This is a genomic window from Sphingopyxis sp. (assembly GCF_016704835.1).
In the GTDB taxonomy this organism is placed as follows: domain Bacteria; phylum Pseudomonadota; class Alphaproteobacteria; order Sphingomonadales; family Sphingomonadaceae; genus Sphingopyxis.
In genome coordinates this window covers 178,275-200,122 of the sequence record NZ_JADIZJ010000021.1, presented here as the reverse complement: position 1 = coordinate 200,122, position 21,848 = coordinate 178,275, and the positions used below count along the sequence as shown (strand labels likewise).

Sequence of the window (21,848 nt, the reverse complement as noted above, 5' to 3'; positions counted from 1 at the left end):
TATCTTTCTGAAACGACAAGCCGAACATGAAAATAACGCTTTTAGGAGTTTAGCGGTTTCGCACACGACGTTGCGCGATGGCCTGTATGTGCTCGGCCATGATGCGACGGTGGTGGGAACCGGCGATGGGACGAAGGCGATTCCGGTCGACTGGAATATCGGCACCGCGTGGAGCGGCGGCGCGGGCACACTAGCGCGCATCGCAAAGGCATTGCATTTTGCGGCCACGGCGCCCGACGCCGACGTCCTACAGGTCATCAATCCAAATATTTTCCCGGTCGGATGGGGACTGAATGCGCGGTTGCTGCGTCGTCTTCGGCGGTCTTCGCCGCGGATGTTTCTTTCGGGATGCGGGGACGATGCCCTTTTCGTCCAGAAGGGCATCCGTGCGATGCGCTACAATCCCATCGATGACGCGACCACCATCGATCTCGGGCTGACGGAGCACCCGCTTTCGATGCCCGATGAACTCGCATGGAATGAAGAAATCGCCGATTTCGTCGATGGCTATATTCCCGTGATGCACGAATATGAGCTCGGATATGCCGGGCGTTCAAACGTCCGTCCGACCATTCCGCTGCCGGTCAATGTCGAAAAGATCGCGCAATTGCCGAACCGTGTGGACGGCAAACTGGTCGTGATGCACGGCGCGGGACGCCTGGGGTTCAAAGGCACGCGGCATGTACTCGAGGCGTTCCGGATACTTGAGGAAAAGCGTCCTGACCGCTTTGAATGCATGCACCTCAGCAATCTTCCGATTGCCGAGTATCTCAAGATGATGACGCGAGTGAATGTCGTCGTCGATCAGACCAATGGTTATTCCTGCGGAATGAACGCCTTGTTCGCAATGGCGATGGGTAAGGTCGTGCTCGGCGGCGCTGAGCCGGAATCACTGTCCATCTATGATGGCGAGCGGACTCCTGTGCTCAATATAACCCCCGACGCAGCCAGCATCGTATCGCAGATCGAGGCGGTATGGGAAGCGCAGCACCGACTGTCTGAGATGGGAGACGAGGCGCGCGCATTTGTCGAGAAGCACCATAATTACCGGCGCATCGCCGAACGATATGTCGAAGAATGGCGCCGGCCCTGATCCTGTGTCGAACTGCGACCCGTGCCTTGGAGCGAAGAAATATGCGATGCGGTCCGGCCGCTTGCATTCACGACGTCAACACTCGACATAGGTTGTTATGAATTTTGCGTTCGAAAATAGCTTCCACGATTCCATGGACGGGTTTTTCGCCCGCTGATGCGGCCAAGCCTTCCGCCCCCAACCCCTGATCTTCAATCATGCGTTGGCGGATCGGCTGGGGATCGCAGCCGCAGGAACAAGCGACGACCAGCTTGCGCGCATCTTTTCGGGCGAGGAGACCCCGAAGGTGCGAATCCCCTGGCCTTTGCTTACGCCGGCCATCAATTTGGACATTTTTCGCCGCAACTCGGCGACGGCGCGCTGCTTCTCGGCGAGATCGTAACTCCCGATGGCTGCGCGGTTCGATATTCAGTTCAAGGGATCCGGCCCGACCGCCTTCTCGCGCAATGGCGACGGCAAGGCCGCCATTGGCCCGGTGCTGCGCGAATTTCTCGTGTCCGGAGGCCATGGCCGCGATGGGGTGCCGACAACGCGGTCACTCGCGGCCGTCGCGACCGGCGATCGAGTTCAGCGCGAGCGGTCGCATCCTGGCGCCGTGCTGACGCGCGTTGCGAGCAGTCATATTCGTGTTGGGACTTTTCAATTTTTTGCGGCGCATTTCGGCGCTGACCATGTCATCCAGCTGTCCGATTACACTATACGCCGTCACTTTCCTGAGCTGGCGGAGGCCGCCAACCCTCACCTTGCGCTGCTCGATCGCGTGATTGGCCTGCAATGCGAACTCGTCGCGCGCTGGATGGGCGTCGGTTTTATTCATGGCGTGATGAACACTGACAATGTCGCGATCTGCGGTGAGACGCTCGATTACGGTCCTTGCGCCTTCATGGATCGTTTTGCCGTGTACACGGTGTTCAGTTCGATCGATACGAACGGGCGCTACGCCTATGGGCGCCAGCCGCAAATCACGCACTGGAATATGGCGCGGTTTGCCGAGGCGATGCTGCCGGCGATACATGCCGTCGATCCTGCGGACGTCGATGCGGCCAAAGCGTTGGTGGATGCGATACCGGCCCGGTTCCGCGCGATATGGCTTGGCGAGATGCGCACCAAACTGGGGTTGGGGCGGCCGGACAACGCCGATGAACAGCTGATCGATGCGCTGTTCGGCGAGCTCGAGCAGCATTCGGTCGATTTTACGTCCTTCTTTCGTGCGCTGGCGCAGTTGCTGCGCGGCGACGGCGATATGTTGCAAGCGCTGTTGCCCGATGCCGAGGCGATGGCGCCGTGGATTGCCGACTGGTGGGCGCAACTCGAACGCGAAGCGATTGCGCCGCTGGAGCGCGCTGACGCGATGGACGCGGTGAATCCGCTTAATATCCCGCGTAACCACCAGGTCGAACGCGCGCTGGAGGCGGCGGAGGCCGGCGATATGGCCCCGTGGCATGCCCTGTTGGAGGTTGTTCAAAACCCTTATGCCGTGCGACCCGAATGGGCTGCTTTCGCGCAGCCGGCGCCAATTGACGCCGACCCTTACAAAACCTTTTGCGGTACCTGATCGCCACTTTGTCGTCGCAGCTCAGACAGCGTCGCGGTTGAGCGATCTCGCACCGGCTGTTAGGGGGCGGCAACCATCACAGGAGAATAGACACAGTGCCGAACGATCCGGTCAAAATCACAATCGTCGGCACCGGCTACGTCGGTATCTCGAACGCGGTGTTGCTGGCACAGCATAATCGAGTCGTGGCGCTCGATATCGACAGCCATAAAGTGGATGAGATCAATGCGCGCCGTTCCCCGATTGCTGATCCGGAAATCGAGGAGTATCTGGCGAACCGCAAACTCGATCTGACGGCAACCATCGACAAGCAAGCTGCCTATGAGGGCGCCGATTTTGTCGTCGTCGCGACGCCGACCGATTATGATCCCGACACCAATTATTTCAACACCGGCTCGGTCGAATCCGTGATTGGCGATGCGTTGACGATGGCGCCAAATGCGGTGATCGTGGTCAAATCGACGGTACCGGTCGGCTTCACCGACCGGATGCGCGCCAAACACGACACCGACGCGATCGTCTTTTCTCCCGAATTCCTCCGCGAAGGGCGCGCGCTGTTCGACAATCTCCATCCGTCTCGGATCATTGTCGGCAACACGCACCCGCGCGCGGCGCACTTTGCGCAGTTGTTGCTCGGAGCATCGCTGAAACCCGAGACGGCCGTATTGCACACGGGCAATACCGAGGCGGAGGCGATCAAGCTGTTCGCCAACACCTTTCTTGCGATGCGCGTCGCGTTCTTCAACGAGCTCGATACCTACGCCGCGATGCATGGCGCCGATTCGCGCCAGATCATCGAGGGCGTATGCCTCGACCCGCGGATCGGCAGTTTCTATAACAACCCGTCCTTTGGCTATGGCGGCTATTGCCTGCCCAAGGACACCAAGCAGATGCTGGCCAATTACAGCGAAGTGCCGCAGAATTTGATTCAGGCGATCGTGTCGTCGAACACGACGCGCAAGGATTTCGTCGCGTCCGAGGTGCTGAAGCGGCGTCCGCGCGTGGTCGGCATCCACCGTCTGGCGATGAAGGCGGGATCGGACAATTTCCGTGCCAGCAGCATCCTGGGCGTAATGAAGCGGATCAAGGCCAAGGGGGTTGAGGTGATCGTCTATGAACCGCTGATCGACGATGAGCGGCTGTTCAACTCACGCGTGGTGCGCGATCTTGCCGCGTTCAAGGCCGAGGCCGACGTGATCATCGCCAATCGCGTCACCGACGAACTGGCGGACGTCGAAGGCAAGGTTTACAGCCGCGATCTGTTCGGCGTCGATAGCTGAGGCACGGAACCCGATCACCATAGGCTCGTTGATCGCGTGCAGCCGAAACGGCTGACGGGATATTTGCGACGAAATGAGCCGGATTCGGGACTTTGGCAGCATAGAAACGGGTTGCGCCGCCGCTGTGTGCCAGCCAGAGATGCCGTATCGACGGCTGACAGATGCAAAACCCTGAAACTTCCCGTGATTATCACCTGATGCGACTGGAGCGGACGCGGCCTTTGCTGATCGCATCGGCGTCGGCTTGTTGTCTGGCCTGGACGACTGCTGCCATCGGTCAGTCGGTTGCGCCGCCGCAGGTTGTGCCGACGGTCGAACCGGCATCCGATACTTCGATTGCGGCTCCGACGCCGCCGCCGCCCGATATTCAGTTTCCCGAGGTCGCGCCGATCATCAGCGATGAGGAGTTCGAGAAGGCGATCCCGCAGATATTCGCGGAGGATGATCCCGAGCTCAACCGGCCGCTTGAATCGATCGCCGATTTTGAAAAGCGCCAGTCGGCCGAAGCTTCGAAGGCCGGCGATAGCATTGCGGGTGCTGCAGCACCCGCGGTGGACGGAGTGCCGATCCCCGCGCTCGCCGATGGCGATGCGGCCGAAGTCATCGGTGATGCACCAATCACCGACATCGAGCTCGCGGCGCCGCTGCCACCGCTCGAAAATTTCGATGTAGAACCGGTCGAATTTGCCGAGGCTGAAGACGACCGCGAGAATGTCAGCGTTGCCTATTCGGTACAGGTCAACGGGCTCGTTCCCGCTGACGACAGCACCGATGTTGATCTCGCCGACCTGTTCGGCGACTTGTCCGCGCTCTATGACGGCGACGGTAAAGCCGACAATGCCGCGATGGTGCGCGCCCGTCTGACCGCCGACGGCGAGTTGATGCAGCGCATCCTGGCGTCCGAAGGCTATTATGACGCGGTGGTCGACACGCGGATTGATCGCGGCGAACGCGACGAAGGCCAGGAGGGGCAGCCGCGCCAGCGCCGCCCCATCACGGCGGTCATCGATGTGAAGCCGGGGACGCAATACAAGCTGGCCGAGATCATTCTTAAGGCCGATCCCACCGTGCCGCCGCACCTGATCGCCGACAATTTTCCGCTCAGCGTCGGTGAACCGATCGTCGCGCAGCGCGTCCAGGGCGCCGAGGCAGCCATTGCGCTCAAATTGCCGGAAGAGGGATATCCCTTTGCGGAGGTGGGGCAGCGCGACATTTTGCTCGATGGGGCGACTGGTGACGGCGTGTACACGCTGCCCGTCGAGATCGGCAAAAGATCGCGGTTCGGGGGCATCGAGACCACCGGCAATCTGGCGTTTGACGCCGAGCATGTCGAAGTGCTGGCGCGCTTCAAGCGCGGCGAACTTTATGACAGCCGAAAAGTCGACGATTTGCGTCAGGCGCTGGTCGCGACCGGATTGTTCGCCACCGTCGCGGCCGAGCCGCAGCCGACCGGCGAAAGCGCGGGCGACGACACTGAATATGTGACGATGCTGGTGACGCAGCAGGCGGGGCCGCCGCGCACGCTTGCCGCCAGTGCCGGTTATGGCACCGGCGAGGGGATCAGGCTGGAAGGCAGCTGGACGCATCGCAACCTGTTGCCCCCCGAAGGCGCGCTGATCTTTCGCGGCGTGCTGGGAACACAGGAACAAGGGTTTGGAGCGACGTTGCGCCGGTCGAACGCCGGACGCCGTGATCGCACCTTTGAACTCGTCGCCGAGACGACGCGGAGCGATTACAACGCGTTCAACGCGATCACGGGGCGGATTGCGGCGCGCGTCAGCTATGATTCGACCCCGATCTGGCAAAAGAAATTCACTTACGCCTTTGGCGCCGAACTGATCGCGACCAGCGAGGATGATTATGATTTCGTGCGCGCCGAACGGAACCGCGATTTCTATACCATTTTTGGGGTCGCAGGTCAGATCGGTATGGACCGGACGGACAGCCTGCTCGATCCGACCAAGGGTTTTCGTGTTACTGCGCTGATCCAGCCTGAAGGGTCGCTCGCCGGCCGATTCTCACCCTATGCGCGAACGCGGCTCGACGTCAGCGGCTATTATCCGGTCGCCGACAATATCGTGCTGGCGGCGCGGGTGCGCGCCGGATCGATCCTCGGCGCGGCGCGCGAACGGCTGGCGCCATCGCGGCGTTTCTATGCCGGTGGCGGAGGGTCGGTGCGCGGTTTCGGCTATCAGGAACTTGGCCCCAAAGACCCCAATCTTGATCCAATCGGCGGTCGCAGCGTGGCCGAAGCCGCATTCGAGGGGCGCTATCGCTTTGGCAATTTCGGCGTCGTCGGATTTGTCGATGCGGGGCAGGTGTATCGCGGCTCGACACCGACCTTCTCCGACCTGCGCTTTGGCGCAGGTATTGGCGCGCGCTATTATACGAATTTCGGCCCGATGCGGCTTGATGTCGCGACGCCGATCGGCCGCAAGCCGGGTGAGGCGCTGGTTAGTGTCTATGTGTCGATCGGGCAGGCTTTCTGATGCCCGGGGCTACCCCCGCGGTCGCCGAAACGGCGATAAAGGTGAAACCGCGCAACTGGCCAATGACGGTTTTGCGCTGGATCGGGTTGTCGCTGCTCGGACTGATCCTGCTGTTCGCGCTATTCCTGATCGGGCTCAACAGCGACGCCGGGCGCCGCTTCGTGGTCACCCAGGTCGAGAAATATGAATTCGAAAATGGGATGAAGATCGGGATCGGGCGACTCGATGGGTCGCTCTATGGCCGCATGGTCATCCGCAACTTCACGCTCTCCGATCCCACCGGTGTTTTTCTCGAATCGCCCGAGGTCAGGGTCGATTGGCGGCCGATCCGCTATTTCGCCAACCATGTGGATGTCCGGTCGGCTACCGCCGCGACGATGACGATGCGCAAGATGCCGGCGTTCAAGGTCGTCCCCGACACCGGCGAGCCGCTGCTGCCCGATCTCGATATCGACGTCGGCGCGCTGCGCGTCGATCGCTTCATCTTTGAGCCGGCGGTTGCTGGCGAGCGGCAGGAAGCGCGGCTGGCGGGAAAGATCGCGATCGCCAACCGCCGCGCGCAGATCACTGCCAACGCTGCCACGATCGGCGCGAATGCCAAGGGCGATACACTGGCGCTGCTGCTCGACGCGGTACCCGAGGCGAACCGGTTCGACGTTACCATGAACGTGACAGCGCCGCAGGGCGGCGTGATCGCAGCGATGGGCGGGTTTCAAAGAGCCATTGACCGCGAAGCTGGCGGGGCGCGGCGACTGGAAAGTCTGGAATGGCAATCTCAGTGCCGATCTCGGTACTGCACCGCTCGCACGGCTGGCTCTGACGGGCCGGAACGGCACGTTCGCCGTGAAAGGGAGCGCGCAGGCGGCGCGGCTGTTCACCGGTGCGACGGCCGCGCTGCTCGCGCCGCAAACCGCGGTCGATCTGACGGCGCGACTGGATGAGCGGAACGTCGACCTAGACGGTCGCTTCACTTCCGATGCCTTCCGTTTGGGGGTGAGCGGCGGGCTTGATCTGGGCGATAGCCGTTACGAAGCCTTGCAACTGGCGTTCGTTCTGCTTCGCCCGAGTGCCATTGCGCCATCGGTTCGCGCCGATGGCGTGCGGGCGACGGCGACGCTGGACGGGGCGTTCGACCGGCCGACCGTCGCCTACCAGGCCAATGCGAACGCGCTTGCGGTCAACGATATTGTTATCGACGCGTTGACCCTAGCGGGCAAAGCGCGGGTCGATACCGATCAGGTCATCATTCCGGTCGCGGGCCGTGCGGCGCGGATACGTGGCCTCGATGCGGTCGCCGGCGGGACGCTGGTGCAAGTGCGGCTTGACGGTGATCTCGCGTACAGCAATGGCCGCATCCTGAGCGATAATCTGCGCCTGCGTTCGCCGCGCATAGATGCCAAGGCGATCGTCATCGCCGATCTCAATCGTGGTTTTTACACCGGGGCGATCGACGGGCGGATCAATGATTACCGGATCGAGAGCGTCGGCATCTTCGATATCGACACCGATGCCGATCTGGAAACTGCGCCGAACGGCGGCTTTGCGATCGCCGGTCGGGTCCGCGCCCGCTCGACGCAATTGTTCAACTCGGGCGTGCGCGACCTCTTGGGCGGCAATGCGGTCGCGACCAGCGACGTCCGCTATGGCACCGACGGCATCATCCGCTTCGCCAATCTGCGGATGACCTCACCGCTGCTGCGGATCGTCAGCGGGCAGGGGAGCTATGCGCCGAGTGGGCAGGTTCGACTGACCGCGCGCGCCAGTTCGGCCGACTATGGCCCGCTTGGCGTCCAGTTAGCGGGAACGATCAGCGACCCGCGCGCCACGCTGACCGCCGAACGCCCCGGCCTCGGCATCGGCCTCGCCAATCTGGTCGCACGAATCAACGGCGCACCGAACGGTTACCGTCTCGCGGCAACCGGCGACACCGATTATGGACCGCTGTCGGCCGATGTCGTGCTGCTGACCGCGGCAGGGCCGCTGACCATCGACATCGCGCGCGGCGACCTGTCGGGTATCGGGTTTGACGGTCGGCTGGTGCAAAGCAGCGCGGGGCCGTTTGTCGGGCAGCTCAACGCATCGGGGCAAGGGCTGGGCGGCCTCGTCCGATTGAGCGCCGCGGGCCAATATCAGGCGGCAGCGATCAACGTGCGCGCCAATGACGTCGTGCTGCCCGGACCCGCAAAACTGGCAGTCGGATCGGCGATCGTCGATGCCGACGTCACGCTTTACGACACCCCGCATGTTGTCGCCGACATCCAGATCGCGCAAACGCGCATCCGCGAATATGACATCGCTGTCGGGCGGGTGAAGATCGATTACCGCGACGGACGCGGCAAAGCACAGGCGCTGGTCGAAGGCACCAGCGGCGTGCCGTTCCGCATCGCCGCCAACGCCGATCTGACCCCAAAGCTGTGGCGCGCATCAGTGCAAGGCCGCGCAACGGGGATCAACTTCCGAACCACCTCGCCCGCGCGGATCATTCCCGGCCCCGAAGGCTATGAACTGCTGCCGACGACAGTCAACCTGGGCCGCGGCAGCAGCGCGCGCGTCGCCGGACGCTTCGGCGATGGCATCATGGTCCAGAGCCGGCTGGAACGCGTCAACATGGCGATCCTCAATGCCGTCTATCCCGACATGGGGCTGGGCGGGCGGGCGACGGGCAGCCTTGATTTTGAGCAGGCGAGTTCCGAAAGCTTCCCGCGCGCCGACGCGCGGCTGTCGATCACCGGTTTTACCCGCACCACCGCCGCATCGGTGAGCCAGCCCACGCGCGGCGCCGCTCGGCGGCGGGATCCGTTACAACGGTCCTGCGGATACGCTCTATTCCTTCTTTGGACCTGCCGACCAGGGCGTGTCAGGACCGATCGCGGTCGCTGCCGATTTCAGCTGTAGCGTTGCCGACCCGTGCCTGGCGGGTGTCGTGCGCGGCAAGGACATGGTCTATGAAAACCAGACCTATGGCACGCGGCTGACCAACATGGTCGTGGCGGGCCGCTTTACCGGCAACCGGCTGGAGATCGACCAGCTGACCGCGACGGCGGGCGATGGCAAGGTCGACGCCAAAGGCTATGTCAGCTTGGCGCAGGCCGACGGTTATCCGATGAACATCGCGATGACGCTCGACAATGCGCGCCTCGCGCGCAGCGAAAATATCGCGGCACGCGCGACGGGCAATCTGACGCTGGAAAAGGTTGCGGGGCAGGCGGCGTTGCTGTCGGGCAGCTTGCGACTTCCCGAAACGCGCTACCGCATCGTGCGCGAGGGGGCGGCGCAGGTGCCCGTGCTGACCGGCATCAGGCGCAAACCCGCGGCGGGGCGTCCTCGGATCAGCGGCGACGGGCTGGCGGCGGTCGGCGGCAGCCTGTTCGACCTCATCCGCCTCGATATTGCGCTGAAGGCAGCGGATGAAATCTATGTCAGTGGCATGGGGCTCGAATCCGAATGGATGGCAGATATCGTCCTGCGCGGGACGACCCTGGCGCCGCGCGTGACGGGTGAAATCGAGCTGGTGCGCGGGACGCTGGGATTTGCCGGACGCTCGTTCGAATTGCAGGAAGGCCGCGTGACCTTCCCCACCGGCGATGCCTACGACCCCGCGATTCGCCTGCTGGCGAGCGATACGATCGAGACGGTGACAGTGAATGTCGCGGTGTCAGGCCGCGCCAGCAATCCGCAGATTGCATTCTCCAGCGTCCCTGGCCTGCCGCAGGACGAAATCGTCTCGCGCATCCTGTTCGGCGATTCGATCACATCGCTGTCGCCGCTGCAGGCGGTCCAACTCGCCTCGTCGCTCAATACCCTCAGCAGCGGGGCGGCGGATTGAGCCCGCTCGGGGCGCTCCAGTCCGCCACCGGCATCGACCGGCTGCGCGTGCTTGGCCCCGACGATACCGTCGGGCGCGGTACCGCGCTCGCCGCCGGCCAATATATCACCAAGGACATCTATCTGGAGGTGATCACCGACGCTCGCGGTTACACTGCGACGCAGCTCGAGATCAGTCTCACCCGGGCGCTATCTCTGCTCAGCCAGGCGGGCGGTGCGGGCCAATCGAACCTCAGCATCCGCTACCGCAAGGACTATTGATGCGCGGTGCGATGATCCTGCTGCCGTTGTTGCTGCTGGCGGCGTGCAAGGGCGAGCCCGATTTCGAGGCGCGCTACGACAAAGCGGCGGAGGAGATCGAGGCGCGCGCCAATGCGATGGACGCTGCTATCGCCGAATCCGAAACGGCGGCGGAAGCCGCTGGCGAGGCTCGAGCAGCGCCCACTCCGAACCTTGAGCCGCGCGGAAAAATTCCGCGCGTTCGCCCCGAACCCTTGCCAGAGACCGCCAACCCGACTAACCCGCCCCCGTCATCTGGGGAGTAGCCAGCCGTCCGAACGGACGGGCCACCGTGTCAACATACTCGGCCGAGAGGTCGTGGTGCGGTGGAAGCGGGGAACCGCTTGGGCGAGACCAATGGCATCGTATCCCTCGTCCGGGCCGGGCGGCGGGTGTCGATGTCGTTTGGAATCGCAACGCCGCCCGGCCCCGGAGTTTTACCTATGGAAGCCATGCTTACCTCGACCGCCGTCGTCGCGCTCGCCGAAATCGGCGACAAGACGCAGCTGCTCGCGATCCTGCTCGCAACGCGGTTCAACCGGCCGCTGCCGATTATCCTGGGCATATTGGTGGCGACGCTGGCTAATCATGCGCTTGCCGCGCTGCTGGGAGCGTCAGCGGCCAGCTTCCTCGATAGCGACATTTTCCGCTATGCGATTGGCCTATCCTTTATCGCGATGGCAGCGTGGACGTTGATACCCGACAAGTTCGATGACGACGAAGCGCCCAAGCCGCGTTTCGGGGCCTTCCTGACGACGCTGGTCGCCTTCTTCCTCGTGGAAATGGGTGACAAGACGCAGATCGCGACCATCGCCCTGGGCGCGCAATATCATGACGTCGTCGCGGTGACCGCGGGAACGACGCTGGGCATGATGATCGCCAATGTGCCCGCAATCTTCCTGGGCCATGAATTGCTCAAGCGCGTCGATCTTGCAAAGGTGCGGATGATCGCTGCAGCGCTATTCCTGTTGATCGGCCTGTGGGTGCTGGCGCAAACCGCTGGTTGGTTCAGCTAACCCGAATTGCGCATCGCCAGCGTGCGCTCAAAGCTCCAGCTCGACGCACACATCGCGTCGAGATCACGGCGCGCGGTCCAGCCCAGCTCGCGCGCGGCGCGTTCGGGGCTCGCGTAGCAGCTCGCCACATCGCCGTCGCGGCGCGGTGCAATGCGGTAAGGGACGCGCACGCTGTTCACGCGCTCGAATGCTTCGACCATATCGAGCACCGAATAGCCTTGCCCGGTGCCGAGGTTCCAGGTCGATAGCGCCGGCTCAGCCTTCGCGATTGTATCAAGCGCCGCAACATGTCCGTCCGCCAGATCGACGACATGAATATAATCGCGCACGCCGGTACCGTCGGGGGTGTCATAGTCGTTGCCGAACACGGACAATTCGCCCAGTCGCCCGGCGGCAACGCGGCTGATGAAAGGCATCAGATTGTTGGGGAGACCGTTCGGGTTCTCACCAATCAGGCCGCTGTCATGCGCGCCGACCGGATTGAAATAGCGCAGCGTCGCGATCCGCCATTCGGGATCGGATGCTGCGATGTCGGTCAGCATTTCCTCGATCATCAGCTTGGTACGGCCATAAGGGTTGGTCGCCGAGGTCGGGTGATTTTCATCGAGCGGCAGGTAGCGCGGCTGGCCATACACCGTCGCACTCGACGAAAAGACCAGCGTCTTGATCCCGCACTCAGCCATCGCCTCGACGAGCGACAGGGTGCCGCGGACGTTGTTGTCGTAATATTTGATCGGCTCGGCGACCGATTCGCCGACGGCTTTCAGCCCTGCGAAATGGATCACGGCTTCGACGCCATGATCCGCCATGGCGCGGCGCAACGCATCGCCATCACGGATGTCGCCGATCATCAAGGGGATCGCCGTGCCTGTGATCGCCTCGAGCCGGTCGATGACCGCGGCATCGCTGTTGGCGAGGTTGTCGAAACAGACGACCTGATGGCCCGTCGAAATCAACGCCGCCGCAACGTGGCTGCCGATATAGCCGGTGCCGCCGGTCAATAGGATATTCATCGGATATCATGCCTCCACACGGATGTTTTGCCGTCTACAGATCGCCCTATTCTATCCGGGGCTTCGTACCAAGCCATCGCCCATATCCATCGGCGCGGTTAGGTTTTACGGCAATGGGCGGAGCGCGAACCCGCAAGTGTCGTTGCCTTATCGCGGTCGCGGTCGCGGTCGCCCTATGCGCGTTTCAACCAGTCCTCACGGTACCAATCGACAAACGCCGGAATCCCGACCGCCATCGGCGTCGTCGGTGCGAAACCCAGGTCGCGGCTAATATCTTCGATATCGGCAAAGGTCTGATAGACGTCGCCATCCTGCATCGGCAGCAGGTTGATTTGGGCCTTGCGACCGCACGCGGCCTCGATGGCGCGAATCAGGTCGGTCAGCTGCTCGGGGCGGTTGTTGCCGATGTTGTACAATCGGTGCGGCGTGGTGAAGCCGCCCGGTTTCTCGCGGTGATCATCTGCCGGCGGGCGATCGAGTGCCAGGACCACGCCGTTGACGATATCATCGATGAAGGTGAAATCGCGGAGCATGTCGCCATGATTGTAAACATCAATCGGACGACCCTGCAGCACTGCTTCGGTGAACTTCCAGACCGCCATGTCGGGGCGTCCCCAGGGACCATAAACGGTAAAGAAGCGCAGCCCGGTCTGCGGGATCCGGTAGAGATGCGCATAGGTTTCGCTCATCAACTCATCGGCGCGTTTCGTTGCGGCGTAGAGCGAGATGGGCGCATCGGCGCGATCGGCGACCCGAAAGGGCGTATCGGCCCGCATGCCATAGACCGACGACGACGAGGCATAGACGAGGTGCGAAATTGCGCGGTGGCGCGCCAGCTCGAGAATATTCACGTGCCCGGAAATGTTTGAATGGATGTAGGCCGCCGGGTTTTCGAGCGAATAGCGGACCCCCGGCTGTGCACCCAGATGAACGATCCGATCGATCGTTACATCGGTGAGCGCGGTTGAGAGCGCGCCTGCAGCACCGAAATCAACATCTTTGAATTTGAAGAGGTCGCCGTAACGCGCCTCAATATGCGCGATGCGGGCGCGCTTGAGCTCGAGCGAATAATAGGGTGTGAAATTGTCGATTCCGACCACGCGCTCGCCGCGTTCAAGCAGCGCAGCCGCGACATGCATCCCGATGAAGCCAGCTGCGCCGGTGATGAGTATCGTCAAATTCCGTCCCCGGTTCAATCGTCGGTAAATGCGCGCCCGCGCCGCCTTCTCACGCTGTCATGATGATTCATGCGCTGCGCTAGCAGACATATCAGGCCAATCCGTAAATTCACAGGTAACGATGGGTTTGGCCCTCCGTAAAGCTGGTCTGGCGCCACAATGCGGAGTGATGTTCGCCGGTTCCTATCTACTGCCATAGGGCTCGCATCCGATGCCGTCGCGATCGCCATTCGTCTCGGCACGATAAACGCGCTGGCTGCGGCGGAGCGGCGCCGCGCCAGCTGCCCGCGATTTCCGGCAGTTACCTACATGACGCCTAACGGCGCGGACCGCCGCGCCGGCGTCAAACTCTGCGACCGCATCTTAGATTTCATGCCGGGTCGCGGGTGCGCTGCGCGAAAGTCGGCGGCATATGGAAAGCGCTGTTTCACACGCCGCGCCGGGCTGCGCGAGCGTGAGCGTCGGCGCCGGTAGCTGACTGACGCCCGCGTGCTCCTTGCTACATCGCCCAGCGGATACGGAAAAGGCGGACAGGCCCGCACCCGGCAAACGCGCGCCCAAGGGGACATCGGACCCTGCTATCCGGTTGTATCCGGCCAGATGTTCAAGATAATAGGAATCGAACAGGTTCTGGATGCCAAGATCGAGCCTGATGCCGTCACGTATCAGCCAGTATCCCGCGATGTTGGCAAGGACATGTCCGGCGCTCAGCGCCTCGCCATTGGTGTCCGAAACCCGCTTCTGCGGTGCGACGAACTGGCTTTCGACCGAGATTGACCAGCGGCTTTGCACCCAGCTGACCGCCAGACGGCCATTGGCCGGTGCCATGCGGTAGAGATTCTCGGCAATATCCGTGCGTTCAGCACCCACAGAGCTGGCAACTCCGTCAAGCCGCAGCGGCCCCACAATCTTCGCGCCAAAGGCAATGTCTGCGCCCGAGATGCGTGCATCGGTGTTGGCAAAGCGCAGCGGGGTGGGATCGCCACTGCCGTTCGAAACGATTTCGACGGGGGTGTCGAGGATGCCGGGCGTCGAGTCAAACGGCACACCCTGGATGAATCGTCGATACGGAGATAACAGACCACCGGGGGTGCATAGCCATTATCGCCCTTCCATTCGAAACGAAGCTCGGCAATCCACGCCTTTTCAATCTTCAGATGGACGTCGCCCACATAGATATCGGCGTCGGCGAGACCTCCGCTGGCTTCGGTGGGCAACCAGGAATCGCGCTCAATGAGGCTGGGCGCCCGAGTCTTTTGCGCAAGCGCCAGCCGCGGAGTGAAAGCGCCGATATGGACCCATAGGCGCAGCGATGCATCGACGCTGGTGCCCGACCAGTTACGGTCGGCCTATGCGAACGCCTTGGCGAGATTGGCCGGGTCTGCGGGAACCAAGGGGCCAAAGCGCGATGCGCCGGTTGATGCGCCGTGACGGTCGATGCACAGTCCCAGTTCGGATTCAATGACGCCAAAACCGTTCCGCCATTCGACATAGCCGCCCACCCGGTCGCTCTTGGCGCGACCAAGCGGATGGATGAAGATGGCGGGGGACAGGGAATTGTACAGCATATAGCCCTTGTCGATCAGCTCGAAATCAGCGCCGATCCGGATGTGACGATCTGCTGAACCAAAGCGCAACGACGCATCGGCTCCCATCGTTTCAGCATAGGTGTCCGACTGTCTGGTCAGGGCAGTCGTCGGGTCGGCCCAACCGTCGCGGGAAACAGTCCGCTCTTCTTGAACTGATGGCGCCAATTAAAAATCTGGCTTTGCGATACATCTTAGCGCCGCGCAACGCGTGCCAAAGGCTCGCCTCTCGCCCCCACAGCACCTAGAATCTCCAGCTTCTGCGCTTCCTTCCATCAACGACGCCATTCCCGGCCCAATATCTACATCGCCGTCTCTCACCCTCGCTCAGGACGTCCATATGGGAGTCCCTAGGGACGTCTCTTGCGAGCTCAACCCACCTCATGGCAGGCGGCCTCGACCGTTGGGTTACGCTCTGGCGGAAGATATAAGCGTTTTAGAATAAGCAAAAATCTTGTGTGTTTTCGAAACCCGTCGTCTGCACGAGCCTGTGAAGCCCACGCATCGCTGTAAGCCTATGTTTCCAACTCAACCGGAATCGGAGAAGCCGCGCGATCTGTGAGCCGCCGCGAAATGCGATGACCAATGGTACGCATGGGCTTCTCAATCAGGAAATAGGATGTAATCGCCATCGGAATGAAAGCAAACGCCAGCACAATGTTTGCATGGCTATACAGGGTTTCGGCGCCGGTGACCGTGCCTCCCCACGCGGCAGGGGCAAGTGACAGTTGCTGCCACAGATAAAGGCTATAGGATACCAGCCCAACTTTATTCAGCCAGGCGCTGCGCAGCATCCCCGTTAAAAGACCTGGAGAGCGCCCGAACAGCGTTCCGAACAAGACGGCTGCGATGAGCACTGGTTGAATGGGGCCTACGATCTTGACTACTGAATGTGGCGCGGCGGGCAGGGTCACAAGCACCGCGAAGAGTATCCATGCCCAGCTTGCATCGATCAACGCGAGGCGTTCCCGCAACCCTGCGAAAAGTGCGACCACAACACCTGCCATAATATAGATGAAGCTGCCGAGCGGCGCGAAGAATAGAGAACCCACAAATAACGCGATAAGCAGGGCAATCGCGCTGCTCCGGCGCGACGAGCCCGCAAATGCGAAGATCATTGGCCACACAAGATAAAATTGCTCTTCGACGGCGAGGCTCCATGTGTGGGCGAGCCACCACGAGCACGAGAAGGCGGAAAAATTGCAGACGTAGATCGAGCTCCGAAGCACTGCCTCCTCATCTATGAGGACCAACCCAGATCGGCCGAGAAAAAACACCGCAATCACGTAGACATAAAAAGCGGGCATAATTCGAAAGGCGCGCCGGACATAGAACGCTTTCAGATTGATCTGATCGCGCTTGCCTTCTTCCGCAACCAGAAGCGTCGTAATCAAATATCCGCTGATCATAAAGAAGAAGCAGACGCCGAGCGTTCCGAGCGACGAGATGATCGCGAAGCTCTTGTTGCCGAGCGACAAACCTAACGAATTCAGCGCTTCGACCGGATACATATCCTTGGCGCGATAGGCGAAGAGGTGCCCGATGATGACCATTAGCACGCTAATGCCGCGCCAGCCGTCAATTACAGCATCGCGCCCCGTGAATTGATCCCGCCCCATCTGCTCCGGCTATCATCACCGATGCTGGCGCGCAACCAACGGGCAACCAAAGCGAGAGAACGAACGGGAGCCGCGGTGTTGCTCGCCTCTTGACAGCTGCAGGGAGCAGGCGTTGCTCGGCGAACCACGCCGGCACTTGTCGCTGATGACACGCAGCGCAGATCGTTATTTCTCATCATCGCAGCCGTTCTGCCACAGCTGGGGAACTGGAGATGCGATCAACTGAGCATGATTGCAACGGGTCCGATAGCGATAGTCCGGAATACTTGCGTAATCCACGTGCGTTTAGGGACAGGCACCAACCTGGGCGACGCCTTTCCCGAAGGGTATCGCTTGCCGCGCGACATGATTTGCCCGTCGCCAAGATCGCCATCTGAGCAGTTGAGCATTTTGTCGATACAGCCCGCTTCCCAACGGAGCCGAATTTCATCCTGCCACGCCTCGAAATAGTCACTGTGGAAGGTCGAACCGGGGCGGCGCAGCGCAGCAGGGACCATATGGTCGCTCGCGAGCGTCCAAAGCGTCGGATCGTCGCCCGCCTCTATGCTGTACGAGACGCCCATCGTGAATTGCGGGATTATCCACGGATGCGAGGACGGACAGGCATTCTTGCCCGTATTCCTATCTCGTACCATGTCGGAGAGGTGGCTGCGATGATCCTTCGTATCCAGGTCGACCCCATTCCAGCATTGCGGCGTACCAATCGTTGCTGAGAGCCATTGACCAGGCTTGCATGCCTTCATCGGCTCGATCATGTCGGGGAAAGCAGCTGTCGTGGGGTCCAGCCCTTCACACATTTGAAGTTGAATAACCTGTTGTTTTGCGGCTGTCGCTCGCTGGGTCTGGTTTGATCCCAACCGAAGACGAAGCGAAGGCCGCGGGGAATGCCGACACACCCCTTGGCAGCGGTCGCACAGTAAGGATCGCTGGCAGGTCGGCGCTTGTAATAGATCGATACGAAGTCGGGCCGGACTACGTTGCCCTTGCCGTCGAGCATCGCTGGCATCCAATAAGCCGATCGATTGAGGTCGTTTTGACAGGTGCTCTCGCCGCTTTCCGGAGGCTCTCGTAGGTCGAAACCGCGTTAGCTCCAAGGTTGCCGAAAAACTGATGCAGATGGGCCGCACCGGGCTTGCCGGGGTACACGATCGGGTCGTCATAGCTGACCTGTCCCGCGCCGCACAGGAAGCGAAACGCGCCGACAACATCGGGTGCCGAACTTGGTGGGATCCTTTTCGGACCGAGTAGCGAGGCGACGCTAAGCCCCGACGGGACCGGTTTGGCGTCATCTACTTTGGGCAGGGGGCCGGTTGCCGGCTCGGTGACCGTGTGGTGCGGCTTCTGCAGCGCGGCGGCGTTCGCATACGAGGCGTCGCCCGTCACATCGGCAGCCTGACGCACCCTTTCCGCGCAACTGACATATTGCTGGCGTGCGCAACCATAGACGGCCTGATCCGCGAAGTTCAGAACAAGATTTACCTCGTCGCGACCTTCTGGGGGCAATCGTTGGTGGTCTGCGCCACGACTGGCATCGCGACGAGCAACAGACAGGGCAACCGCAAGAACATTCTCCCTTGTGTGACCGATCTCGCCGAACGTGGGTCGATGAGCTGGACGAGAGGCACGGCGGCCGCCATTCAGCCTCGGATCGACGCAGGCAGGACTCGCAGTTCAAGTCAATGTCGTCGGTCCGATGTCCCGGGACTAGCTCTCCATGGCATTCATCTTGGGAATCCCAAAGCTAGGCCACTCGCCTAGAGGCGCAGACCTACTTCCGGCCAACGAATATCTTTTCGCCGCGGCTCAACCTGAATTGCAGGACGTCTTCAGGCCCGGCGGTAATCTCTCGCAGCATGAACCCAGCCTCGCGGATGCGGTCGCGAACGTCGCTGCCATAATAGCGCACATGGTCCCATTGGCCAAAATGAGTATCACGGCCAACGGGATCCGTGACCCTCGGATTTTCGTAGGTCTCTGACCAGCCCTCAATTATCGGAAACATGCAGATGATTTCGCCGCCTGGCCGGAGCACGCGATGGATTTCGGCTAGCGCCTTACGGTCGTCGATATGCTCAAGGATATGATTGGCGATGACGAGGTCGAGCGAACTATCGGGCAGATCAATATTTTCGATGTCGAGGCGAACATCGCCATGATCACCCTCATATTCCGAGATTTTATAGCTTTTTGGCTGCTTCGAAAGGATTAAATGCGTGACGCTGTATTCGCCGGCGAAATGAACGATTTCGCGCCCGGTGATCTCGATATCATCTCGCGTCATGGCCAGCGCGAGCAGCCGCTGGCGTTCCAGCGACCAGCATTTTGGGCACATGACACCTGTCCGCACCGGCATCCCGAATGGTGAAAACCGGCCATCATAGTTACAGGCCGGACAAATGCCGGGCTCCGCTTTCGCGTGTGATATCGCCGCGAGGCGAAGCTGCTGAAACATCTGCTTCGTGAAGATCGTCTTGGCGACGTTGCATAGCGTTCGTGGGTTCATGCCGGCAGTTTTCCAGATCTCGGTGGAGAAGCAATGACCGTTAATGGACGGGGCCGACAGCGGTCAAACAAAGCCCCGAATATGCTCGCACAATGCCACACTATAAAAATGAAGAAATCGTCGTTTTTCGCGATGCAGCCCATCACACTGTCCGCCGGTTGACGGGCGTAACCCGCCCGTAGTGAGCTCGACCGTGGCTTGGCTGTTGGTGCGCGACACTGCTTACAGCGTCACCACTATAGAAGATAGCGCCGATTGCAGGATCTGTAAGTTTGCCCTTCCGATGGCCAATGTGGCGTGAAACGTTCGTCTACGCGGATCTGCGCAATTGCTCAGCGGATGATCATTGCGTCATCCCAAGCGAGATAAGGTATCGCCGCTCCTGCGCGGTGAGGCTGGTGGCCGCGCCCGCTAGTTGAGGCTCACTAGGCGCGGATTAGCGGTCCAGCTTGCTTCCCACGTCTGCTTAATTCTCTGGCCGTTGCCGAGATCACCAGCTGAGCAATTTAACATTTTGTCGAGGCAGTTCTTCTCCAAAGTTCATGAACGATCGGATCCCACGCCATGAAGAAGTCTGAATGAAATGTGTCGCCGCGCTTATGATTTGGCGATGTGTCCATGTGGTCAGAGACGAACGCGTATGTTTCTCCGGCAGCCTGAGTATACCAAACCCCAATTGTGAAGGCCGGTATGACAAAAGGATGGGTTGTAGGGCACTTCAGATAGCCCCAGTTTCCGTACGAGCCATAGGAGACATGACTTCGGTGATCGGGGCTGTCTAGGTTTTTCCCGTCCCAACAATCTGGCGCGCTCATAGTCGCCCCAATCCGATTGCCTACGGGACAGCCACGTTGAGCGTCCTCGAAGTTCGACCAGTCCTGTTTTGTGAAAGGCACGGGTCCATCGCAGCCGAAGTGCAGCTTGCCGGTAGGCGCGTCTGCCAGATTGAGCATGTCACGTCCAAAGATGAACCTCAGGCCGTTGGGAAGATTAGTCGCCTTGCCCATATACTGCGGGTGAGTGGGATCGGACACAATCGGGTCCGACTTCGGTCGCCTTTTGTAATAAATGCCCACATAGTCAGGCCGGACCACCTGACCTTTGCCGTTAAGCAGAGCAGGAATCCAGTAGGCTGACCGGTTCACGGGTGACATGCAGGTCGAGTTGCCGCTCGTGCGCAGCGTTGAATAAGTTGAATAGGCATCGGCGGTATCATTCCCGAAGAACTGGTGCAAATGGCTCCTACCCGGCTGTCCGGGATAAACGATCGGGTCATCTGCCTTGAGCTGCCCAGGCATGCAGATGAACCGAAACGCGCCCACCACATCGGGAGCCGAAGTTGGCGGCAACGAAGTCGCCAACAGTTCGCTCATGGGATCAAAATTACTCGGAATCGCGGTGACGCTTTGCGCTGCCGCACCTGCGGCGGTCCCCACTGAGCCCGTCGGCGGCGGTGTCGGAGCAGGTGTGGTCGGCGGAGGCGATGGCGGTGGCGGCAGCACGACCGCTGGGGCTGCATCGCTGCTACTGCCGGAACCTCCGCCGCCGCAGGATGCGGTTGCGAGAGCAAAAGCGGATACTAAAACAAAACGATGCATATGTTTCCTCAATGGCAAATATTTATGCAGCGATTCCCAACAATTAATATTCTCGACCCCCTATTCAGGCGCGGCGGCAAGCGCCGCGACAAGGAGGATCGGCCGAAGCAAGTAATGAGTTGGTGAGTGACCCCTTGCGCAATATTGCCACGCAAAGGCTAATTTGAGGTAAAGGCGGCCCGCCACAGATATTGTATTTCGCAGCAGCGGCGCTTGGCCGATGCGGCGACTGTGGCGCAATTTCCGAAAAAGCCTTGGACAGACTAAACGGTGGGCCGTTTAGCGATGACTTCAGCCACAGGCGCGTGGCGGCAAGGTTGAGCAAGCCTTCGAACGAGCGGACGGTTTGTCATAGCGGATGGTGATGCGTCGTCGCTGTTTGAACTTTTCGAACATGCGCCCGACGCTGTTGCGGTCTCGGGAGCGGCGACAGTGGGAATGCTCTCGCACCTTGCGGTTCGACCTGCGCGGGATGACCGGCAGAATTCCTGAACCAGCATTGGTTCATGAGCCTGGATGACGCGGTCTGAAAATGCGAGGCTTGGCGTAGAGACTACAGCGAAGGACGACCCCACAGCGCGATCGGCAACAAACCGCCGATATCGCTCATGTTGGCATCAGCGGCACATGGCCCGCCCTGATGCACGCACGCTGGAAGGCCGCCAGCCAAGTGGTCCAGCATCGGGGTGCAGGTCACTACGGCGGAAAACTCTAACCGCAACTGGTCCAGAATTCAGGTGGCAGAGCAACCGCTGCTCGTCCGACAAATCCATTGACCATGAATGCTACTCAAGAGCAGTCTTACACCCAGACG

General features: G+C 61.0%; 17 protein-coding genes, 4 pseudogenes and 1 riboswitch. Of the genes and pseudogenes, 12 read left to right on the top strand and 9 right to left on the bottom strand.

Features of this window, described 5'->3' with window-relative positions; all coding sequences use genetic code 11:
- Positions 1 to 70 precede the first annotated feature (70 nt).
- From IPF76_RS16030 to IPF76_RS15980, 11 genes and pseudogenes are all read left to right on the top strand, one after another.
- Positions 71 to 1,093: a glycosyltransferase gene (locus IPF76_RS16030; RefSeq protein ID WP_293846140.1), complete on the top strand. Its 1,023-nt coding sequence runs from the start codon at positions 71 to 73 to the stop codon at positions 1,091 to 1,093.
- Positions 1,094 to 1,249: 156 nt separating this feature from the next.
- Positions 1,250 to 1,450: pseudogene (locus IPF76_RS16025) on the top strand (protein adenylyltransferase SelO family protein); the annotation flags it as partial.
- Positions 1,451 to 1,481: 31 nt separating this feature from the next.
- Positions 1,482 to 2,648, top strand: a complete 1,167-nt coding sequence (locus IPF76_RS16020; protein WP_293846138.1) for a protein adenylyltransferase SelO family protein — start codon at positions 1,482 to 1,484, stop codon at positions 2,646 to 2,648.
- Between the two features lie 95 nt (positions 2,649 to 2,743).
- Positions 2,744 to 3,928, top strand: a complete 1,185-nt coding sequence (locus IPF76_RS16015; RefSeq protein ID WP_293846136.1) for a nucleotide sugar dehydrogenase — start codon at positions 2,744 to 2,746, stop codon at positions 3,926 to 3,928.
- A 161-nt stretch (positions 3,929 to 4,089) separates the two neighbouring features.
- On the top strand, positions 4,090 to 6,417 hold the full coding sequence (locus tag IPF76_RS16010) for a BamA/TamA family outer membrane protein (protein WP_293846134.1): 2,328 nt from the start codon (positions 4,090 to 4,092) through the stop codon (positions 6,415 to 6,417).
- Complete coding sequence (locus tag IPF76_RS16005) at positions 6,417 to 7,358, top strand: hypothetical protein (protein WP_293846132.1); 942 nt, start codon at positions 6,417 to 6,419, stop codon at positions 7,356 to 7,358. The genes IPF76_RS16010 and IPF76_RS16005 overlap by 1 nt, the downstream gene beginning before the upstream one ends.
- Positions 7,261 to 9,312 (top strand): hypothetical protein, encoded by a 2,052-nt coding sequence (locus IPF76_RS16000; RefSeq protein WP_293846131.1) that lies wholly within the window; start codon positions 7,261 to 7,263, stop codon positions 9,310 to 9,312. The genes IPF76_RS16005 and IPF76_RS16000 overlap by 98 nt, the downstream gene beginning before the upstream one ends.
- The gene (locus tag IPF76_RS15995; RefSeq protein ID WP_293846129.1) at positions 9,272 to 10,243 is read left to right on the top strand and encodes a translocation/assembly module TamB domain-containing protein; all 972 of its coding nucleotides are present in this window, start codon (positions 9,272 to 9,274) and stop codon (positions 10,241 to 10,243) included. Before IPF76_RS16000 ends, IPF76_RS15995 begins: the two co-directional genes overlap by 41 nt.
- Positions 10,240 to 10,503, top strand: coding sequence for a translocation/assembly module TamB domain-containing protein (locus IPF76_RS15990; RefSeq protein ID WP_293846127.1), 264 nt, complete (start codon positions 10,240 to 10,242; stop codon positions 10,501 to 10,503). The genes IPF76_RS15995 and IPF76_RS15990 overlap by 4 nt, the downstream gene beginning before the upstream one ends.
- On the top strand, positions 10,503 to 10,787 hold the full coding sequence (locus IPF76_RS15985) for a hypothetical protein (RefSeq protein ID WP_293846125.1): 285 nt from the start codon (positions 10,503 to 10,505) through the stop codon (positions 10,785 to 10,787). The genes IPF76_RS15990 and IPF76_RS15985 overlap by 1 nt, the downstream gene beginning before the upstream one ends.
- Positions 10,766 to 10,942, top strand: a riboswitch (yybP-ykoY riboswitch). Its footprint overlaps the gene before it by 22 nt.
- Positions 10,943 to 10,964: 22 nt before the next feature.
- Positions 10,965 to 11,537, top strand: a complete 573-nt coding sequence (locus IPF76_RS15980) for a TMEM165/GDT1 family protein (protein ID WP_293846123.1) — start codon at positions 10,965 to 10,967, stop codon at positions 11,535 to 11,537.
- Here IPF76_RS15980 and galE read toward each other — a convergent pair.
- From galE to IPF76_RS15940, 9 genes and pseudogenes are all read right to left on the bottom strand, one after another.
- Entirely contained in the window at positions 11,534 to 12,550 is a 1,017-nt protein-coding gene (gene galE / locus IPF76_RS15975; protein ID WP_293846121.1) for a UDP-glucose 4-epimerase GalE, read from the bottom strand. The genes IPF76_RS15980 and galE overlap by 4 nt on opposite strands.
- 173 nt (positions 12,551 to 12,723) lie before the next feature.
- Positions 12,724 to 13,728, bottom strand: coding sequence for an NAD-dependent epimerase/dehydratase family protein (locus IPF76_RS15970; protein WP_293846119.1), 1,005 nt, complete (start codon positions 13,726 to 13,728; stop codon positions 12,724 to 12,726).
- Positions 13,729 to 13,911: 183 nt separating this feature from the next.
- Positions 13,912 to 14,019 (bottom strand): annotated as a pseudogene (locus tag IPF76_RS20980) (excalibur calcium-binding domain-containing protein); the annotation flags it as partial.
- A gap of 72 nt (positions 14,020 to 14,091) precedes the next feature.
- On the bottom strand, positions 14,092 to 14,775 hold the full coding sequence (locus IPF76_RS15965) for a TonB-dependent receptor (protein WP_293846117.1): 684 nt from the start codon (positions 14,773 to 14,775) through the stop codon (positions 14,092 to 14,094).
- Between the two features lie 302 nt (positions 14,776 to 15,077).
- Entirely contained in the window at positions 15,078 to 15,383 is a 306-nt protein-coding gene (locus IPF76_RS15960) for a hypothetical protein (RefSeq protein ID WP_293846115.1), read from the bottom strand.
- Between the two features lie 446 nt (positions 15,384 to 15,829).
- Entirely contained in the window at positions 15,830 to 16,933 is a 1,104-nt protein-coding gene (locus tag IPF76_RS15955) for an acyltransferase (RefSeq protein WP_293846114.1), read from the bottom strand.
- Positions 16,934 to 17,151: 218 nt separating this feature from the next.
- Positions 17,152 to 17,930, bottom strand: a pseudogene (locus tag IPF76_RS15950) (DUF1996 domain-containing protein).
- 771 nt (positions 17,931 to 18,701) lie between these two features.
- Positions 18,702 to 19,214, bottom strand: coding sequence for a class I SAM-dependent methyltransferase (locus IPF76_RS15945; RefSeq protein ID WP_293846112.1), 513 nt, complete (start codon positions 19,212 to 19,214; stop codon positions 18,702 to 18,704).
- Between the two features lie 728 nt (positions 19,215 to 19,942).
- Positions 19,943 to 20,809: a DUF1996 domain-containing protein gene (locus tag IPF76_RS15940; RefSeq protein WP_293846110.1), complete on the bottom strand. Its 867-nt coding sequence runs from the start codon at positions 20,807 to 20,809 to the stop codon at positions 19,943 to 19,945.
- Between the two features lie 704 nt (positions 20,810 to 21,513).
- On the opposite strand from IPF76_RS15940, the pseudogene IPF76_RS15935 reads away from it, so the two are divergent.
- Positions 21,514 to 21,675: pseudogene (locus tag IPF76_RS15935) on the top strand (integrase core domain-containing protein); the annotation flags it as partial.
- Positions 21,676 to 21,848: the final 173 nt, after the last annotated feature.